Origin of the sequence: Amycolatopsis sp. WAC 01376, from assembly GCF_003947415.1 — a bacterium.
Taxonomy (GTDB): Bacteria; Actinomycetota; Actinomycetes; order Mycobacteriales; family Pseudonocardiaceae; genus Amycolatopsis.
Genome location: NZ_QHKL01000006.1, coordinates 17716 through 36311, shown reverse-complemented (window position 1 = coordinate 36311; position 18596 = coordinate 17716). Strand labels below are relative to the sequence as shown.

The window sequence follows — 18596 nt, the reverse complement described above, 5'->3', positions numbered from 1 at the left end:
TCTGGCGACGGGTGGGGGCCCGTCACAGTGGCCTGACACCTTCTCGACTGTCCACAGGGGACCCTTTCCAGGTAACAGTGCCCGATTCGGGCGTTTTATGAAGGGGTCGTGAGTGGCAATGATCGTTCTAACGATCATTGCCACTCACGACCCCCATCGAGAACCGCCTATATAGCCATCAATCGGACATTTCACCGCTCGAAAGTATCCTTTGCGGACACTCAGGGGCTTGACGTATACCTCGAGTAGCTCACGACCCTGAACCGAACAGCGGTTATGCGGCTTTGCCCGGACCCTTGCGCCTAGGTACAGGAAGGGGTCCTTCACTCGCGTTGAGGGGCTGAGGCTGCGGAGCCAGTGTCATGAAAGGGTCGTTCAGGACATTTTTTGTCCTGAACGACCCTTTCATGACACTCGGGACAGGGCTGACCGGCTCACGGTGCGGGCGGAACCGGCGTGTCCACCACCAGGTCGAACGCCAGCCCGCTGGAGCCCTCTCCCCGGCCGACACCTCGCCGCGCGCTGAGCCAGACGACGGCGCGCCCGTCGTGCCAGCGTGTCCGGTTGTAGGCCAGGGTGACTCGCGTGCCCGCGCGGGTCACCTCCTCCTCGTGGACGAAGTACTGCGGTTTCCCACCGGCCGGGAGTTCGTCGAGTCCCACCCGGAGCAGGCTCGTGCGCGGCCGCACGGGTGTCGCGTCGACGACGCTCGGCATGGCCGCCCGCTGCAACCGGACCTCGCGGTTGTCTCCCGGTTCGTGCACCGCGATGAACGGGATCCAGTGCCCCGGCACGGAGTTCATCGCGACGTACGAGTTCGGCGCGCGCGGCGGGTCTTCGGCGGCCGCGGCGGGGGCGGCGTCGTGCAGCCGCTGCCGGAACGTGGTGACCTCCGCGGCCGCCTCGCTTCCCCTGCGCGGTTCGCCGGCGGGCGTGCTCACGGTCTGTTCGATGCCCCAGACGAGGTTCGCGTTCTCGTCGCGGATCAGCAGGACCTCTTCCAGCGCGGGCCCTTCGGTCACCTTCGGCACGCTCGGCGGGAGGAAGAGATCGGTGTCCGCCCGGACGTCCTCGGGGCCGAGAGTGTCCAGGGTGAACATCGACCAGCGCTTCCACTCTTCGTCGCGCCCGTCGCCCGCCGGGGTGATCCACTGCTTCTCCCCGAACACGTCGGTGACGAACAGTCCCTGGATCCTGGACAACGTGCCCGCCGGGAGGTCGCACGGCACTTGGTACCAGTCGTTGGAGAACACCAGGGCGAATTCGAGGAAGACCAGCCGCGCCAGGTCGGTGCTGTCCGGGCGGACGGCGGCGAAGTTGGTCTTCCCGTCCTCCTGCGCCCACCAGCGCGGCAACGGCATCCCGGAATAGCGGACCGGGGCGGGGAACACCGTCCGCGTGAGCGTCGGCTCCGGCGGCTTCGTCCCGCCGAGCGGATTCTTCGGGTCGACCGAGAAGGCGTGCCACTCCAGGGTTCCGCCGGGATATTCGGGGGCGGCCAGCTTCTTCTCCCCGCCCGGTGTCGAAGCGGCCACCGAGAACCGGTGCTCGAGCCTGCCCGGATCCCAGGTCGCGTCGGCCGCCGACGGCTGGTCGATCAGCTTCTCGTACCAGGTCACCAGGCGCTTTCCGAGTTTCCGCAGCGTCTGGCGGTGCAGGATCGCGCCGAGACCGAGCCCTTCGTCGGCGTCCCGTCCGGCTTTGAGGTGCTGGTAGAACAGGTAGCCGTCCATCCGGCGCCCGGAGATCGCCTGCATGGTGGCCCAGACTTCGGGATGCGCCAGCTTCGCGACGTCGTCGGCCCGCGCGGCATCGGGCAGCGCGATGGGATACCGCTCGACGTAGAACTTCTTGAACCCCAGCACCTGGCCGAGCAGGCCCCCGGCGGAGTCCAGCAGCTTCAGCCAGTGGCGGCCGATCGCGAGCCGCAGATCGAACGCGACCTTCTCGCTCCCGGGGGTGCCGTACGCGAGTGGCAGCCGTCGCCGCTCCGCGACTGTCTCAAGTGGACGGTCGCCGGTCAGGTCCTGTGGTTGCCCCTGCGGCGACCGGAACCGCGTGGGACGTGACGGCGAGACGGCGTAGGTCACGGTGACCGGGCTCCCCGCGTTCGCGCCGCGGAACTCGCCGAGCTGCCACTGCCGCGTGAGCATCCACAACGGATCCCGGACCTCCGCGCGCAACGCCCGGTCGAAGCCGACGGTGCGGGGCCTGCCCTCCAGCCTGGTGAACGACGACGGTTCGGTCATGACGTGGCCTTCCGGTGCGCGACGGCTGGGAGCAGCTGCCCCAGTTCGGTGTCCGCAAGGTGATCCGGTTCGACCGCGCGGATCTTCGCCAGGCCGAAGGTTTCGGTGATCGCCTCGAGGAGCAGTTCCGGGGTCCAGTTCCCGCCCGGCTCCGGTACCGGCGGGACGACGAGCAGCATGGTCTGCGGCGGTTCGGAATCCGGGCCGTCGTAGTGCAGCGCGATCCCGGTGGTCTCGCGGACGGCGGGGATCACTTCGGTCCATTCGTCGAGCAGGAGCCCGCATTGGCTGTCGTTGCCCAGCGAAGCCTTGTAGTGCGCGGTGTACAGCAGCCTGTCCTGGTCGAGTTGCTCGTCCACCTTGGCGGGGTCGAAGAATTCCATGGCCAGCCAGTGGTCGTCCTCGACGTACGGGAGCTGGACCGGGGTGAGTACCGGTTCCTCCCAGCCGAGGATCTCGGTGCCGAGCAGCCCGCCCGGGGCGAGCAACGCGCCTGCCAGCTGCACCGTTTTCTCCCACAGCCGCGGCTTTTCGCGGACCCGCGCCATTCCGTGCAGCCAGTCGTCCACCGGGAAGTCGCGGCCGTTCGGGTCGTCGATGTCGTCGGGCTTCAGGTGAGCGACCAGCTCCCGGCTGTCGGCGCGCGCGTCACGCCAGCGGTCGAGAACCTCTTCGGACGGCGTGAATTCGGGGACGACCAGGACGTCCTCGCCGAGCAACGCCTTGAGGACGTCGATGCCGGCCCGCACCCGGTCCGGCCCGGTCACGGCCTTGTCGCGGACCACCAGCAGCTTCTCGGCGACCTGCTTCCGGCCACCCTCGCCGATGAGCTCGGTCTCGAGCTTTCCCGCTCGTGCCAGCAGTTCCCGGCCGTAGGCCACGACCTGGTCTTCGAACGGCTTCAGCGAAAGGCCTGCCGGGTCGATGTCGGTGAGCGGCAGCTGCCGCGCCACGGCGGCGAGCAGTCCGCTCAGGGTCGGTTCCGACGTCTCCTTGAGCTCGGCCAAGCGGTCGAGACGGATCTCGAACCTCGTCCGCGCCGCACGCACCCGCACCCGCATCCGGAACGGCGTCGGCTCACGCGGCTCCGGCTTGGTCACGAACAACCGCTCCGCCTGTTCGAGGATCCTGAACCGTTCACCGTCCGATGTGGACGAAGGCAGGGCTTCGTACTGGTCGAGGAGGAGGTTCGCGGCCGTGAGCGCGCGGCCCATCCTGGCCGCCACCTCGGCGACCGCGTCGAGAACGGCGGCGAAGACACCACCACGCCACAGCGAAAGCTCACCCCAGCCGCTGACCACGACACCGAAGTCGCCCGCGGCCTTGGCCAGTTTCGCGTATCTGGCTAGGAAGTCGTCGATCTGGTCGAGGATTTCACCGCCATCCGGATAGTGCGCGCCGAGGTCGGTCAGGAATTCGGTGACGTCGGCGCCGAGGTCCGTCAGGGACTCCAGCACCGCGACCTGGCGTTCCCGGCTCAGCGACACGGCCTCGTCCGCGATGCTCTCGACCTTCGCGGTACCGGCCGCGGGGACGAGGTCGGTCGGCCGCAGCGGCCTGGCCGTCGTCAGCAGCGACCGCAGGGCGCCGATGAGCGGGGACAGCTCGAAGAAGCTGACCTTGCGGGGAACCCTTCGCGTGTAGTGGATTTCGAGTTTCGCGTCCGGCCGCGGCCGGGACTTCTCGATGACCACGCCGAGGATCCGGTCGTCGAGGTCGGTCGCCTCCGCTTTCTCCGCCGGGGGAACCGCCCACAGCAGGTCGAGCCGCTGCAATCCGGCCTCGGCCTGGGTCACCACGCGGCTCTCCGGCTCGGCCTCGTCCGGGCGGGCGGGATCCTTCCAGGTGACCAGCGCGGCCACTTCGGACGGCGACGGCAGCACGTCGCCGAGCCATTGGTTGACCGCCGGTTCCGCCCTGGCCCGCGGGTTGTTCCGCCCCAGCAGCGGCGCGCCGTGGTCGGGACCGAGGCCGGGGGTGAACTGCACCCCGAGCCGGTGGGTGAGCGTGGTCCCGCTGCGCGGCGTTTCGACCACCGCGGGCTCGGGCAGGACACCGCCCTTCGCGTAGGAATCCAGCGTGGCGGCCGCGCGTTCGGTGTTGCCTTGCAGCACCTGGTGCGCGCCCTCGGCGACGACGAGGTCCGCCAGCGCGTCGTGCGCGTTCATCAGGGCGTCGACCTCGATGCCGATGTCCGCGAGTTCGCCGGGGTCGACGACCTCGGGCAGGCCTTTGATCTTGTACGGGTAGACCCGTTCGTCCTTCGTCAGGGTCTCCAGGTGGCGGATCAGGGCGAGACCGTCGACGACGTTGCCCGCGTCGACCTGTTCGATGCTCGTCGGCGCTTCCGGCCCCTCCGGCGGCGGAGCCGTTTCGGTGATCTTGTTCGCCATCAACGGGAAGTTCAGCCGAAGCCCCGCGATGATCTTGTCGAGCCCGATCCGCCGGTCGTGCAGCCCGCGCTCGAAGCGGTACCCCAGCAACGCGCCGGGCGACTGGCCTTGCCGCATTCCGTCCAGCAGCGACACCGCGACGCGGACCCGGTCCGAGCTCAGGTTCACCGCGAACGTACTGTCCACGCGCTGCTTGCCGTTGGCGAGAAAACCCGCCCGCAGCACCGCCGCCGTCCGGGCGTGGGCGGGCGACGGCGCATGGACGTAGCCGCCGTTGTTCTCGTCGTAGGGCAACGGTTCCGTGCCGAAGATCGCGGGCAGGCCAGGGGGAAGCGGCTTCGTGGCCGGAGCCGGGCCGCGCGTGATGTTCTCCAGCCAGCCGTACGCCCCGAGGTGCAGGCCTCGTTTCGGCGCGCCACCGGCGGGGTCGCGGCGCAACTCCGCCAGCCGCTCGTTGACCAGCCCGAGTCGCCAGGCGTCGAGCCGGTAGGTGGCGCAGTCGAGGTGCTCGGCGAAAACCCGTTCCAGTCTGGCTGTCGGCAGGTCCGCGAGCAGGTCGACGGCGGCGAGTTGCTCGGCCCGGTCGGCGGCGTCGCCCAGGAGCACGGCGTGCCGCGCGAGCAGGTACAGCAACGCGGCCGGCAGGACGTTGTCGGTGAAGCCCTCCTGGTCACGCACCGTCTCGAGGTCGGTTCCGCCGTAGTGGGCCAGCCAGTCCAGGTAGTTTCCTTCAGGCGCGTACGCCCGGATTTTGTCCACTTCGGACAGTGGCCGGTCGTCGACGACCGGGAGCCCAAGGAGCTCCGCTTCCTCCTCGAACACCTGCTTCAGGAGGTCGGGGTCACCTTCGTGATGCCCGAACCGGGCCAGCGTCGTGGTCAGTTCGGCGACCCATCGCGGATCTTCGAAGCTCTGGGTGTCGCGGCTGTGGTACTCGGCCGACGTCGGGTGCAGCGCGAGGATGTCGAGGAGCTTCTGGTGCGGGTCGCCGCCGGGCGAGTCGAGGTACTGGACCCGTCCTAGCGCGGCCTCCCAGTGCGCCGACACCTGCTTCAGCACCTCGTTCAGCGCGGCACGATGCGGGGCGGTGGCGGGAAAGGCGAGTTTGGTGAACACCGTCGTGGGCAGGATTCCGTACGGCTGCCTGCCGATCTTCACCACGGGCAGCGGGCCGCGTGCGGAAACGTGTTCCAGGAAGAACTTCCGTGTCTGCGCGAGCTGTTCCTCGGTGAGCACGCCGTTGAGCAGCGCCGTGAGGTAGTGACCCCAGGTGGCGGGCCACAGCGCGGTGTGCGCCGCCCGGGCGTCACGGCGGTCGGCGCCCTCGGCGTTCGGCACTCCGGCCAGTACCGCCGGGTCGATGCCGAGCAGTTCGGCGAACCACTCGCCGTCGGTCTTGGTGGTCCAGTCCTCGGCGGCCGCCGCGAACCCGGACGCCGTGGCGAGCGCGGATTCGGCCTCGGTCTTCGGATCCTGACCCGCCGACGATTGTTCGGAGTTGTTCGTCGGCGTGCCCTGCGGGAGGAAGGCGAACCCGGCTGGTGTGCGGATCTGGTCGGCGAGCAGCCCACCCCAGTCCGACGCCGACTTCTCCGGGGTCGCCTGCTCACGGAGGCCGAGCACGACGAGCCTGTCGAGGCCTTGTTCGAAGGACGTTTCCAGGCCGATCCGGATACCCATCCCGACGTCTTCCGCCGCCTTGAAGTCGGTCAGCCAGGCCAGCGCGTCCGGGATCCGCAGCGTGCCGGTCTCCTCGGTGACCTTGAGCTGCTTGTCCTTGTCGGTTCCCGGATCGGGGCTGACCGCGAGTTCGGGTTTCACCGGCCCGCCGCTCTCGACGAACACGCGGGTGCCGCCGACGTAGCCGTACGCGGTGAACTTGTCCGGCAGCAGTTTCGCCGTCGCGGCCACGGTCCAGGACTCCTCCGCGATCTCGCCCGGTGGCAGCGGGGTGAGTTCCAGGAACGACACCACCACCTTGTTGCCCGTCGCCGACGGCGCACTGTCCATACCGGACGGACGACGGTCGCGGATCGCTTTCGCCCGCGCGGACCCGACGGCGGCGATCAGCGCGATGTCGGCGTCCCGGACCTTCTCCTGGTCGCCGTGCGCACTCCAGACAGCGGTCCAGTACGTCACCGTCGGCGGGCGGTCTTCCGCCACGACAGGCCGCGGCGTGACGACCACGAGCACCGCCGTGTCGAGGGGGACCCCGGTCGGCCGGTCGGCCGGATTGGCGGGTTCGTAGGTCCGCGCCAGCCAGGCCGCCCGTCCGGCCGGCACACGCGCGACGAAGTGCCGCCACGCCGCCTGCTCGCCGGCCGGGGCGCCGCCGGAAGCCCAGAGGGTGGTCCGGTACGCGTCCAGCGCGGCCAGTTCGGCGCGGGTCGGTTTGGGCTCGAACTTGTCCACGGACCACTCGTCGGGGAACACCCGCACGAGCAGTTCTCGCCCCACGTACCGGGTTTCGACCCGCACCGGTCCGAGCAGCACCGGGAAATCAAGCTTGAGGTCGGGCATCCCGCAACATCTCCTGTGCGTGCACGGCCACCAGGACCGGTGCCTGGAAAAGGATGTAGGCGACGTCGGCGGCACTGACGCCGGGCGCCCACTCGGTGATGAACTCGTCGTCCTCTCGCTGCCGGATCTTTTCCTGGTCCTCTGTTTCGAGGAGCTCGTCGAGGTGGACCACGACCCCGCGATCGAACCGCACGAAGCCGCTGCCGGGGGTCCCCGGATCGAGGTGTCCCCAGGTGGCGTCGTTCCAGACCTCGATTTCGGGCAGTTCGCCGGGCGGTGGTTCGTCCAGGCCGAATCGCGGGTCGCCGGGCCGTTCCTTGAGCACGAAGAACCAGCCGAGCCCGTCCGGCCCGCCGGAACGGGCGTCTTTCTCGCTCAGCGGGAAGCCGAGCAGGTAGAGATCCGGGGAGACTTTGGCTTCGTAGACCGGAAGGCGTACCAGGTCGTCGCTCAGCGGGACATTCGCCGGGACGGGTGCGATGGTGCGCTCGCCGGACATGTCCGGAGTGCCGTCCGGCTTCAGCGGCCAGACGGCCTTGTGCGCGTAGATCGAGACGTTCGGGTACTTCTTGAGCAGCTCGCCGCGGATCACCAGGACGAGGTCCTTCTCCTGCTTCTCACCCGGCTTCGGCGGCAGACGGCGGTGGTTGTTCTCGCCGAGCTTCGCGGTCTTGCCCCAGCGATGCAGCGGCGGGATGTCGTAGAGCCTTTCCCGCCATGCCTCCCGTGACTCACCTGGCTGCAGCACCACCGGCCGCGGGTCCCAGAACTGCCGGAACGGTGTCCCGCGCTGGTCGGTCGGGAACTCGCGCCAGAGCATTTCGCGCGCCATTTCGTGGTTGAGCCCGATCAGGTAGGACTCGATGAACTGGCGGTTGTTCTCCAGCAGGGTGATCGAGTTCTCCGGCAGCAGCCCGATGTTTGGCACGAAGGTCTCGACGGAGAACTTCAGCAGTTCCTCGTACATCGGCATGTCGAACACCGGGTAGGCGAGGATCTCGACCAGGTCCTTGCCGGTGTCCGCGCCGATGGCGAGCCTCAGCCGCTCCGGCAGGTTCATCGACGCCACCAGGTTCTCCAGCACGGTCTTCTCCGCACGCAGACCGTCGAGCATGTCGTCGATCGTCTCGATCACGCCGAGCGCTTCGTCGACGGGTTCGGCGGCCACGCGCCGGGCCATGCCGAACGAAGCGGTGGTGACCGGCGGCGCGACCTTGGGCCGCGCGGCGAAGACCTCCTTGCGGTCGATCCGGTCCACCAGCAGGTCGAACCGGTTCCCGTCGGTCAGCAACCGTTTGCGCAGCCTCGAACCCGGCCGGGTGATCCGGCGCATCGGCGCGGACATCGGCGCGGCGGTGACTCTGCTTCTGTCCACTTTGTACCCGACGGCGAACAGCTCCGGCTCGGCGTCCTCGGCCGCGGCCCTGGCGAACGCGGTCGTGGCTCGTTCGAGCACCCGCCCGTGCGCCGGTGCCGTCAGCGTCAGCGCCTTCGCCGGCACGGGACCGTCGTCAAGTGCCGCCGTGCTGTTGGCGTACGGCTCGACATGCTTGCCGTGCAACGCGTTCCCGATCTGACGACCCAGCTGCGCGGCCCGGATGAGCGCGTTCGCCCGCTGGATGTCGCCGAGCTGGTTCCACGCGGCCGCCATGAACTCCTCTTGCCTGGCTTGGACGACCTTCGTGCCGAACTGGGCGGCGACGCGGTGGCGCGGGTCGAGATTGAGCCGGTGCACCCAGTTGCGCAGCCGCTCGGCCTCCACCGGCCGCCCGTTCTCGGTCAGCAGGGTCTGGGTCAGCGCGGGCCAGCAGCCGTACAACGGCGGGGTGATCACCGGATCGGGCTCGTTCTCCACCGCGGAGACCCCGGCATCAGCGGCTTCCGAGTTCGCCTCCTGCGGCGGTTTCTTCCGGTACGCGTCGGCCAGATCGATGAACCCGGCCATCGCCCGCTGCCACTGGTTCGGGTACGGCGAGGCCTGTTCGGTGTGGTAGCCGTCCCAGTTCTCGTAGTCGTCGGGATGGCCGTCGGTCTTGGGGAGCTGGAGTGCTCCACCGAGTTTCAGCACCCCGCTCGGCTTGGTCGATGTGGTGAGCTCGGGAAGGTCGTAGATCTTGCGGTGCGCGTCGAGGTCACGCCTGCCGACCGGGTCGTCGGCCTCGTAGGGCTTCAGCAGCCGCACGAGGAACTCGAAGTCTCCGACGGTGCTCGTCGTGAAGGACCAGCGGTGGTAGTACGGCAGCACGACGTCGCCGGATCCGGTACCCCAGCTCGGTTTCGTCGCGGAAAGGTCGACGGGGACGGGTTCGCCGAGCCCGGCGAGCCTGCCCGCTTCCAGCGCGGGCACCAGGAAGGCGTGGTAAGTCGTGCTGGGCTTCAGATGCCGCGGGCAGAGCACCCGCGAGCAGGCGCTGTCCGGTGCCTCGCGCAGTACCCGGGCCAGGTTTCCCAGCGTCCGCGCCATGTCCTCGCCTTCGACGGCGATCCTGCCGTCGAGTTCCCCGTTGACGTGGACGTGCGCCCACGCGCCGAGTTCGCCCGGTGGTTGGAGCGCCTGCGGGTTCTTCACGGTGATGAACGGCAACGGCTTGTCCGGGACGAGGCCGTCCTCGAATTCGGCCGGGTTCTCGGACAGCACGACCAGCGCGAGCCACGGTGCCAGCCGTTTCGTCGTGTCGACCGGTTTCGCGGGGCTGTACCGCCAGGGGAAGTCTTCGTCGTAGAACTCGATGTGGGCCAGGAAGTTCGGCTCGAAATTGGTGATGCCCGGCCTCGGCTCGGTACGGGAAACGGCCCGCGGATCGACGCCGACGACGTCGCCCGGGCCGTAGAGCTGCAGCGGCTGGGTGAATTCGCTGACCAGCGCGGGCTTTCCGTCCTCGATCGCGTCGCCGGTCAGTCTCAGTCCGATCGGGATGGTCGCGCGCGGCCCGACGGTGTCACCCGAGATCCGGGTGGTCAGCCCGGTCCGCAACCACGGTAGGAAGGAGTAGGCGTTCGCGCTCACGAACCGCCTCCGAACTTCTCGGAACTCTTCGTCAGCTCGGTCTTCTGCCCGGCCGCCGCCTGCCCGGACCGCGCGACGCCGCCGACGACGAGGACGGTGTTCCCGGCGGCGACGGCGGCGAAGCCCCACCGTCCTTCGACCAGCCCTGGCAACGGTTTCCACTCACCCGCCGCGTAGCGCAGGGCACTGCGGTATCCGGCCTCGTTCGCGAGGTCGTCGGCGCCCCCGATGACGACGACGGCTCCCCCGTCGACCGCGACGGCCCTATGGAAGGCCCGGCCACCCGGCAGGGGTTTGGCGTCCTTCCACGAACCCCCCGCGCCGATCAGATCGAACACTTCGGCGGTAGCACGCGCGAACGGGTCGAACGCGCCGTCTCCGGTCACTCCCGGCGCCTTGCCACCGGTGACCAGCACGGAGGTGGCGGACAACGCCGTCGCCGTATGGCCGCTACGGGGATGGCGCATGGTCGCCGCGGGCGACCATGGCGAAGTGCCCGGCGCGGCTTCGGAGTCGTAGAGCTCGCAGAAGGCCAGCGCCGGGTCTTCCGCCGTGCCGACCGGCACACTTCCGCCGCACACCAGGACTTTCTTGCCGAGGACCACCGCGATGTGCCCCGTGCGCGCGTCGGTCATCTCCCCCGCCGTCGCCCAGGATCCCGTGCCCGCCGGGTCGAACAGTTCGGCCGAGCGCAGCGCCACGGCCTTCCCGTCGGGCCGGAGCGTGCTGCCCCCGGCCACCAGTACCTTCCCGCCGACGAGTACCGCGCTGTGTCCCCAGCGCGCCGTTTTCATCGGGGTCGCGACCGGCGTCCATTTGCCCGTCTCCGGGTCGAACAGCTCGGCCGTCGCGAGCGCGGGACCGCCCTCGGCGCTGATCCCACCCGTGGCGAGCGCCTTCCCGCCGGGCAACGGGGTCAGCGCGTGCAGTTGCCGCGCGGTGCCGAGGGTGAGGGGATCCGACCACTTGGTGGTGTCGAAGTCGAAGACGGCGCTTTGTTTGACCCCTGCCGACAGCGCGTCCGAGCCTCCGGCGAAGAGCGCTTTCTTTCCGCCTTCGAGAAGAATCGGGCCGTCATGCTGACCCGCCCAGGTCACGGCCGCGAGATATTCGGGCGCGGTCGGTTCGGCCGCGAGCGTCGGACTGGTCATGGAAGCGGTCCCTTCGCTGGTCATGACAGGTAGATCTCGGCGGTCGCGGAGAGTTCGGCGGGATCCGGCCCCGGCGCGGAGGCCCCGGTGCGGGTCAGGCCGCCCGCGACGAACACGCGGCCATCGGCCAGGTCGACGGCCGCGAAGTCCCGGCGGCCGTCGGCGGGTGCGCCGGTCGCCCGCCAGGTGCCGGAGCCGGGATCGAAGGCCACCGTGGCCCGGTAGCCCGCGGTCGCGCCGGGACGGCCGACGCCCCCGATCACGACCGCGCCGATCGGTGTGACGACGCAGCGGTGCCCGCTCCGGCCGCCGCCGGGCAGCTCGGCGACCCTGGCCCAGGTTCGGTCGGCCGGGCAGTAGATCTCCGCCGTGGCAACGCTTTCCGGCCGGTACGGGAGCCCTCCGACGGCGTCGCCGCCGGTGACGAGCACGCGCCCGTCCGGCAACACGGTCGCCTGGTGTCCCTTGCGGGGAACGGCGAGGCCGCCGGTCGGGAGCCATTCCTTGGTGGCGAGGTCGTAGATCTCGCAGGTGGCCAATGCCCGCTCGCCCTGTCCCGTCGGCACCGCGCCACCGACGACGAGCACGCCCGTCACCTTCTTGGTCTTCTCGTCGGTGAGCAGGACGGCCTGATGGCCGGTGCGGGCGTCGGTCATCGGCAGGATCGGCGTCCACTGGAGGGTCCGGGGGTCCAGCAGCTCGGCGGAGGCCAGCGCCGCGCCCCGCGCCGATACGCCCCCGGTGACGAGCACCTGGGCGCCGACCGGCGTCGCGGTGTGGCCGGACCGGGCGGTGGTCAGGTTCCCCGCGTCCGCCCAGGCCTTGGTGGCCGGGTCGAACACCTCGGCCGACGCCAGCGGTGTGCCGTCCGCGCCTTGTCCGCCCGCCGCCACGACCCTTCCGTCGGCGAATCGCGCGGTGCCGTGCCGCACCCTGGCCGACTTCAACTGCGAGACCCCGGCTTCCCAGCTCACCGAGACCGGGTCGAACAACGCCGTGGTGGTCACCGGTTTCCCGGACGCGCCCGCGCCGGCGACGACGAGCACCTTGCCCGCGACGAGGCGAACCGCGTCGGCCCCGGAAGCCGAAGACGGCGGCTCACCCGCGGACGACCACGTGCCCGGCTCGGTCACGCCCGCGCCTCCGGCCTCGGTGCGGCGCAGGACGTGCAGCTGCCCGGCGAGGCTCGCGTCGGCGACGATCCAGTCCGCCATCGCGTCGGCCGCGCTCGCCTCGCTCCGGAAGTTCGCCAGCGTCGACCCGGCCTTCGACGGCGGGAACGCCTGCAGGTTGTTACGGCGGTACGCGACGACGAAACGATCACCGGTGACGAGCACCGTCTCGTCCGGGGTGAACGGCTGACGCAACCGCGTTTCGTGCTGGGACAACGGCGAACGCGCGGTGCTGCTGCCGTCGAGCAGCGTCCGGAACACCGCGGGCGGCGGGCTGTACAGCTTCGGCGCGGCGGGCGCCTTGACCGCCATCCGGACCCGGCGACGGCGCATCCCCAGCGTGGTCACCGCTTCCGGCCGCTCATTGTCCACTATGTACAGTTCGTACCTGGCGCTGCGGCGTACCGCCCTCGGCGAGGCGATGGCGCCCTTTTCCGCGACCAGCTCCAGTCCGGCGTTCTGATCCTCGTAGGCGGCGCGGGAAAGCTTCGCCGCGTCGTCGGAATCCTGGAACTGCCCCATGGCGAACTTGTCACCGGTGATCGACGCCCGTTCCATCCCGCTGCCGGGAATCGGGACGACACCGAACCGTTTGCCGTCACTGGGCCGCTGCGCGCCGACGCGATCGATCCGGACGTCGAGCGGGATCGCGCGCTGATGGATGAACAGCGAGCCCAGCGGGTGCAGTACCGGATCTCCGGTCCCCGGCAGCTGCCGCAGGGTCACCAGTGGGTTGAACCCGCCGGCGGGCAGCCGGGTCCGCCAGCCCTCGGTCTTGCGGACCTCGTTCTCCAGCAGCCCGAGCACCGCCACCGGCGGCAGCGCCGTGTCGCGTTCCTCGCCCCAGGTGATGTCGAAGTCCGCCGAGATCTCGAAGAACAGCAACGAGATCGACCCGCGGCCGTGTGCACGCCACGGCGTCGGCCCTTCCAGCTGGAAGTCGAGATCGATGCCGAACACACCGACCCCGAACGCCTTCAGCGAGACACCCGCGGAGATCTGGATGATGAACGAGAACGGCGAGAACCGGAACAGCGCGTCGAAGGCGAGATGCCCCTCGATGCCGAACCCGCCGAAACCCAGGCGGAGTTCGGCCTTGGCGCCGAACTGGGCGGTGTTGCTGGTGACCGCGAAATAGCCGGAGACGCGGATCAGCCGTCCCGGCGAGTTCAGGATGTCGATGGACAGCCTCGGCGGCACCGGGAACGGCAGCGGCGGTGGCTTGAACGACGGGTGGAAACCGCCGACGCTGAGCACGAAGTCCGGGTTGTCGCTCCAGTCGACGAGCAGGCCCATCCCGCCCTCGATGGTCATCCACAAGATGCGCGAGTCGAAGAGCTGGGCATAGAACCACAGTCTCGACTTGTCGACCTGGAGTGCGCCGATGAAGTTGACCTGCAGTTTCAGCAGGGCGACGTCTTCACTGGGCAGCACGCATTTCAGCACCCCGAGGATCGCGACGTTACCCGGCGGGATCTCCACGATCACCCCGAGCGAGACGGTGACCAGCGCCGGTGTCCCCCAGCCGATCTTCGCCATCGGGCCGATCAGGAACCGGCCCTCCTCCGGCGGGAAGAACCGCCTGAGGTCGCTGATGATCCGCGGCGCGTTCGCGATGACGTCCTTGGGGAACATCACCGATTCGATGCCGCCGTTGACCACGCCGTCGAGCAGCGCGGCGAAGTCCATCCGGCGGTTCAGCCCGAGCACCCCACCGACGCCGAGCAGCGTGAACCCGAACCCGAGCTGGATCCCGCCGCCCCCGAACTCGGTGGCGATCACGATCAGCAGCGAGAATCCCTCGGAACCGTCCGGCATCCGCGTGGTGATCAGCCCGATGGCCTTGAGCTCGACCAGTCCGGCGAACTCCAGCTCCAGCGCGCCCGCGTACTCCCCGCGATCCGGGTCGAAGTAGAGGTATCCGCCGCCGGACACGATGCCGGCGTCGACCGACAGCCCGACCCCCTTGGGCGGTTTGAACCCGAGCGACAGGTCGACCGGCCCGAGGTTGCCGTCGTTGCCGGGTTTGAAGGCGAGGTCGGCGGTGAGCCCGATCTGCTCCACCACCGCCGTGATCGGGCCGAGTTCGGCCTTGAACGTCGTCCCGAGACCGATCGGGATCCCGTCCCCCGACGGCGACGCGGAGATCGTGAACCCCTGGATCTCGAGCGGACCCAGCTTGAGGTGCGCCGCGAAGTTCGCCTCGAGATTCGCCGAACCCCGGAAGTAGAACCCGTGCGCGTGCGAGATCCCGACGACAAGGTCGCCGCCGACGGTGAATCCGTCGCCCGGCAGGAGCTTCGCGATGAAGCCGTCGGCCCCGCCCGGTTTGAAGACGAACTCGAGCCCCTTGATCTCGAACTCGGCGAAGACGTCGACACCGTCCGCGATCCGCACGCCCCCGGTCGCGGCGATCTTGTGGAACTGCAGCCTCGTGCCGTCCTTCGAGCCGATCAGGAGCGTGGGCTCGGCCGCCTTCCCCCCGCGCACGACGGTCACCTCGATGGTGCCGTCGATCTCCGCGGGTGAGCCTTTCTCGAAGCCGACGATGGTTTCGATCCCTTGGCCGGGACGGATCCTGAGGGCGATCCCACCTTCGAAATCGAGGTCGCTCCGAATGAGAAGGGTGAGGTCGTCGGTCAAGGGCAGGTTGGCGCCGAGGGAACCGGTGAAGTACGGCAGCAGCGCCAGACCCACCGGCGCACCGTTCACCGAAGGCAGTTCGACAAGCCTGATTTCGGCCGCCGAACGCTTGTCCTTGGTGAGAAATCGTTCGAACACGGTGCCGCGGACGGCTTTCACCACGGGAGCCGTCGAATCTTCGGGTGTCCCCTGTACGGCCGCCGCGCCCTTCGACGGCAAGGACTTCAGGTCGACGTCGACGCCGACGCTCATCAGCAGGTTGTCGAGCTGGGAGGCCAGTGATGCGAAGTCGAAATCCGGCCCGCCCCAGCCGAAGGCCTTCTTGAGCACCTGCCCGGGGTCGCCGAGCAGCCGCGGGATGTCCGTGAGGTCGAGCGTGAGCTGCAGGTACGAGGGGCGATTCCCAGACCGCGGCGCGTACTTCCCTTTGATGACGCCGAGCGTGCGCAACCCGAAACCGACGGCCGGATGGTGTCGCTGGAGGTAGGTGACGATCAGGAAGTCGAGCAGTTGACGGGGGAACTTTTCGCGGAACCCGTCCACTCGCAAGGCTTCCGGAATGGCGGAGTCCGGCGCGGCGGCGATGCCTTCGACCCCGTCGATGAGGGCTTGCAGCGCGCTGAGCACGCGGGCCGCGTCGTCGACCGAGAACTCGACTTCGACTCCACCGGCGGAACCACCGCCCACGTTCAGGCCGCCGTCCCCGAGCAATCGGCGAAGGGAATCCGTCAGCGTGTCGAGTGCCCCACCCAACGCCGACAAGGCGGGCGGGACGGCGTCCACCCGCCAGCCCAGTTTCTGCAGGAGGGCGACACAGGCACCGGGTGAACGCACCGCTTCGTGCAGCGGGAGCGTCGCCTGCCCGACCCCGGCGAGCACCTTTTCGAACAGACCCGTCCCGGCCATCTCACAGCTCCCCTGGATAGAAGGCGGCGCTGAGGATCGCGTGGTAACCAGGGTCGACCCGGTTGACGATCAGCCATTTGCAGACGTAGCAGAAGGCACCGGCGTCCTGGCCGACCTCGGTCCACAGGTTCGCCGTGCCGTAGTGATTCCGCATCTTGCACGATCCGGCTGGACGATAATGGCCACCGGAGAACGCACCGCCGCCTTCGAATACGCCGACGGTCTTGCTGGCGTTGCACGGCGGCGCGAACCCGGTGACGTCCACCGGTTCGTCGTCTTCCTTGCGCACCTTGTCGGTGACGGTGTCCCGGTTCAACGGCGTCTTCGTGAGGAACAGGAATTCCTTGACCTTCTTGTCCACCACCGAAACCAGGCTGCCGTCCGGGCTCTTGAACGGGACGTGGAGTACGGAACCGGTCCGGTACTCCGGCAAGGGAGAAACGACTCCGGACAGGGTGATCTTGCCCGCGGCGGCGTCGATGGTCCCGATCTTGAGCCCGGTGAGCAATTCACCCGGCCCCTTGGCCAGCGGCAACTGGACACCGTCGGAGGTGATGGAGAAGTTGCGCAGCCAGACCTCGGTACCGTCCTTCTGTGCCTGGACCCATTTTCCGGCGTACCGGGGATCGATCATCACGGTGATGGCGCCTCCGGCGGGCCGAGCGGGCACTTTGATCTTCGCCGAGAGGACCATCCGGGGCAGATCCAGCCATTTGACCTTCGCCGGATCGATCAGCCTTCCCGGTGCCGGTGAACCCGGGTCACGCAGGAATCCCAGCACCGAAAGGTTGTCGGCCGGAAGATCCTTGGTCGCGGCGGCCGCGGTGCCGTCACCCGCGAAGTCCTCGTACTCGTCGCCGAGGTTGAAACTGTGCCCGAACTCGTGGGCCACCGTGTTGGCGATCTCGAGAACGGCGGCGGCGGTGACCGGGACCCCGGCCAGCGGGTCACGCCGTCGCATCTCCCGTTTGTCGACCACGTCGGCGTAGGTGAACGCGACCGTGCGCACGCTGTCCATGGTCTGCGCGGTGGCGGATCCGTCGAAATTGGCACCGCCGTCGAGATCGTCGTAACAGATCATCGCGACCAGCCCCCGGCTCCGGGTGAACTTCGCCGGGTCGGGCACCCAGTTCTTTCCGATCGGATGGAACGGCGCGAAGGCGTACTGCGATCCGTCGAAGAACCGTGACAGGGCCGCGCCCGGGTTCGCCCGCCCCGGCACGTACCGTTCCGGCGGGTGCCGTCGAGGGTCGGGAGTGAGGAGCCTGGTCACGCCCGGGCTGTAGAATTCGTACAGCCGCGCGATGAAGGCGCTCAGATCGACATGGGTCGTGTCACCCAGCGGAGGCGGTTTCACCGGCGGCTCCGAGGTTCCGTACGGCCGGTCGCCGATCCGCCGTCCCAGGTACATGCCGAACACCGAGTCACGCGCGTGCAGGATCCCGACGGCTTCGTGCGCCCGCCATTCGGCGATCAGCTTCGGATCCACGCGTGACGGATCGAAGCCCTTGAGGCTCTGCCCTTGCCAGATCGTCACCAGATCGAACCGGCTCTCGTTGTGCATCGGCAGGCCGACCGTCGAGACGAGCTCCTGCATGGTGTAGCTGGTCTTCTCGCTCCCCAGTTTCCCGTTGAAGGGAATGGGTTTCGCGTTGTTGAAGTCGTCGTCGGTGACCCTGAACCCGCAGGTGAGGTAGTGATCACGCGAAGGCAGGTATGCCTTGAAGATGTTGAACCCGGCTTCCAGCATCGCGTACGGCTGATGCCTCGGTTTGTCGAACAGATCCCGCACGACGCCGGCGACGATGAGATCGAAGGCCGCCCTGTCCTCATCGGTGTCCTGGAACCCCTCGGGGATGAACAGGATGTCGACCATCTCGTCGGCACCGGCCACGTCGGGCGTCTGCACCGGCTCGAGGTTCTGGCGCGTCTTCCCGTAATCGACCACCCTGACCGGCAAAGGATTGGTGACGCCGAGGAAGGTCCCCTTGATCCCGGTGGGCACGGCCGTCTCGGCCAGTCCCTGCACCCTGCCCTGCGGCGTGATCTTGAGCTTCGCCGGATCGTCCGGCGTCAAGGTCACGTACCCGTGCCCGGTGATGTCGCCGATCCGGTCGGCACCCGTGGCGTCGCCGGTGAATTTCGCGTAGAGGGACGGCTGGGCGTGGCCGAATTCGGTGTCGAGCGCCGTCGTGATCGAGTCGTTCCCGAACCACCACGCGGTGATCCCCTCGTGCACTTGCAGACGGCCGACCAGATAGACGGTTCCCCAGCGGACCTGGAACAGGAATACGCCCGGATCGCCGGGAGTGACGATTCCCGTCGCCGGATTGATCGACGGCAGCCCGTCGAAGCGGTGGCCGACCGGTTTGTGCGGCGCGAAGAAGTCGAACACGCAATCCTTGGTGACTTCCGAGAGCTGATAGCGGTCGGGTTTCGTGTCGTCGAACACCTGCGCGTGGAAGGAAACCTTGAGCGGCGGTGTTCCGGTGCGCGCGACATGCAGGTCACCGTGCGGAAAAAAGACCATACCGGCGGTCGTGACGGCCATTCCC

The 18596-nt window shown here is 68.8% G+C and carries 6 protein-coding genes; all 6 read right to left on the bottom strand.

What is annotated here, in order from left to right; all coding sequences use genetic code 11:
• Window positions 1-434 precede the first annotated feature (434 nt).
• From DMH03_RS27015 to DMH03_RS26990, 6 genes are read right to left on the bottom strand one after another with little or no spacing between them, the layout of a single operon-like run.
• Window positions 435-2249, bottom strand: a complete 1815-nt coding sequence (locus DMH03_RS27015) for a hypothetical protein (RefSeq protein WP_125794832.1) — start codon at window positions 2247-2249, stop codon at window positions 435-437.
• A complete protein-coding gene (locus DMH03_RS27010; protein WP_125794831.1) occupies window positions 2246-7162 on the bottom strand; it encodes a hypothetical protein in 4917 nt (1638 codons plus the stop codon). The genes DMH03_RS27015 and DMH03_RS27010 overlap by 4 nt, the downstream gene beginning before the upstream one ends.
• Window positions 7143-10169, bottom strand: coding sequence for a hypothetical protein (locus tag DMH03_RS27005; protein ID WP_125794830.1), 3027 nt, complete (start codon window positions 10167-10169; stop codon window positions 7143-7145). The genes DMH03_RS27010 and DMH03_RS27005 overlap by 20 nt, the downstream gene beginning before the upstream one ends.
• Window positions 10166-11320, bottom strand: coding sequence for a kelch repeat-containing protein (locus DMH03_RS27000; RefSeq protein WP_125794829.1), 1155 nt, complete (start codon window positions 11318-11320; stop codon window positions 10166-10168). Before DMH03_RS27000 ends, DMH03_RS27005 begins: the two co-directional genes overlap by 4 nt.
• Before the next feature lie 20 nt (window positions 11321-11340).
• Entirely contained in the window at window positions 11341-16041 is a 4701-nt protein-coding gene (locus DMH03_RS26995) for a DUF6603 domain-containing protein (RefSeq protein ID WP_125794828.1), read from the bottom strand.
• A 1-nt stretch (window position 16042) separates the two neighbouring features.
• On the bottom strand, window positions 16043-18592 hold the full coding sequence (locus DMH03_RS26990) for a M64 family metallopeptidase (RefSeq protein ID WP_125794827.1): 2550 nt from the start codon (window positions 18590-18592) through the stop codon (window positions 16043-16045).
• Between the last annotated feature and the right edge of the window lie 4 nt (window positions 18593-18596).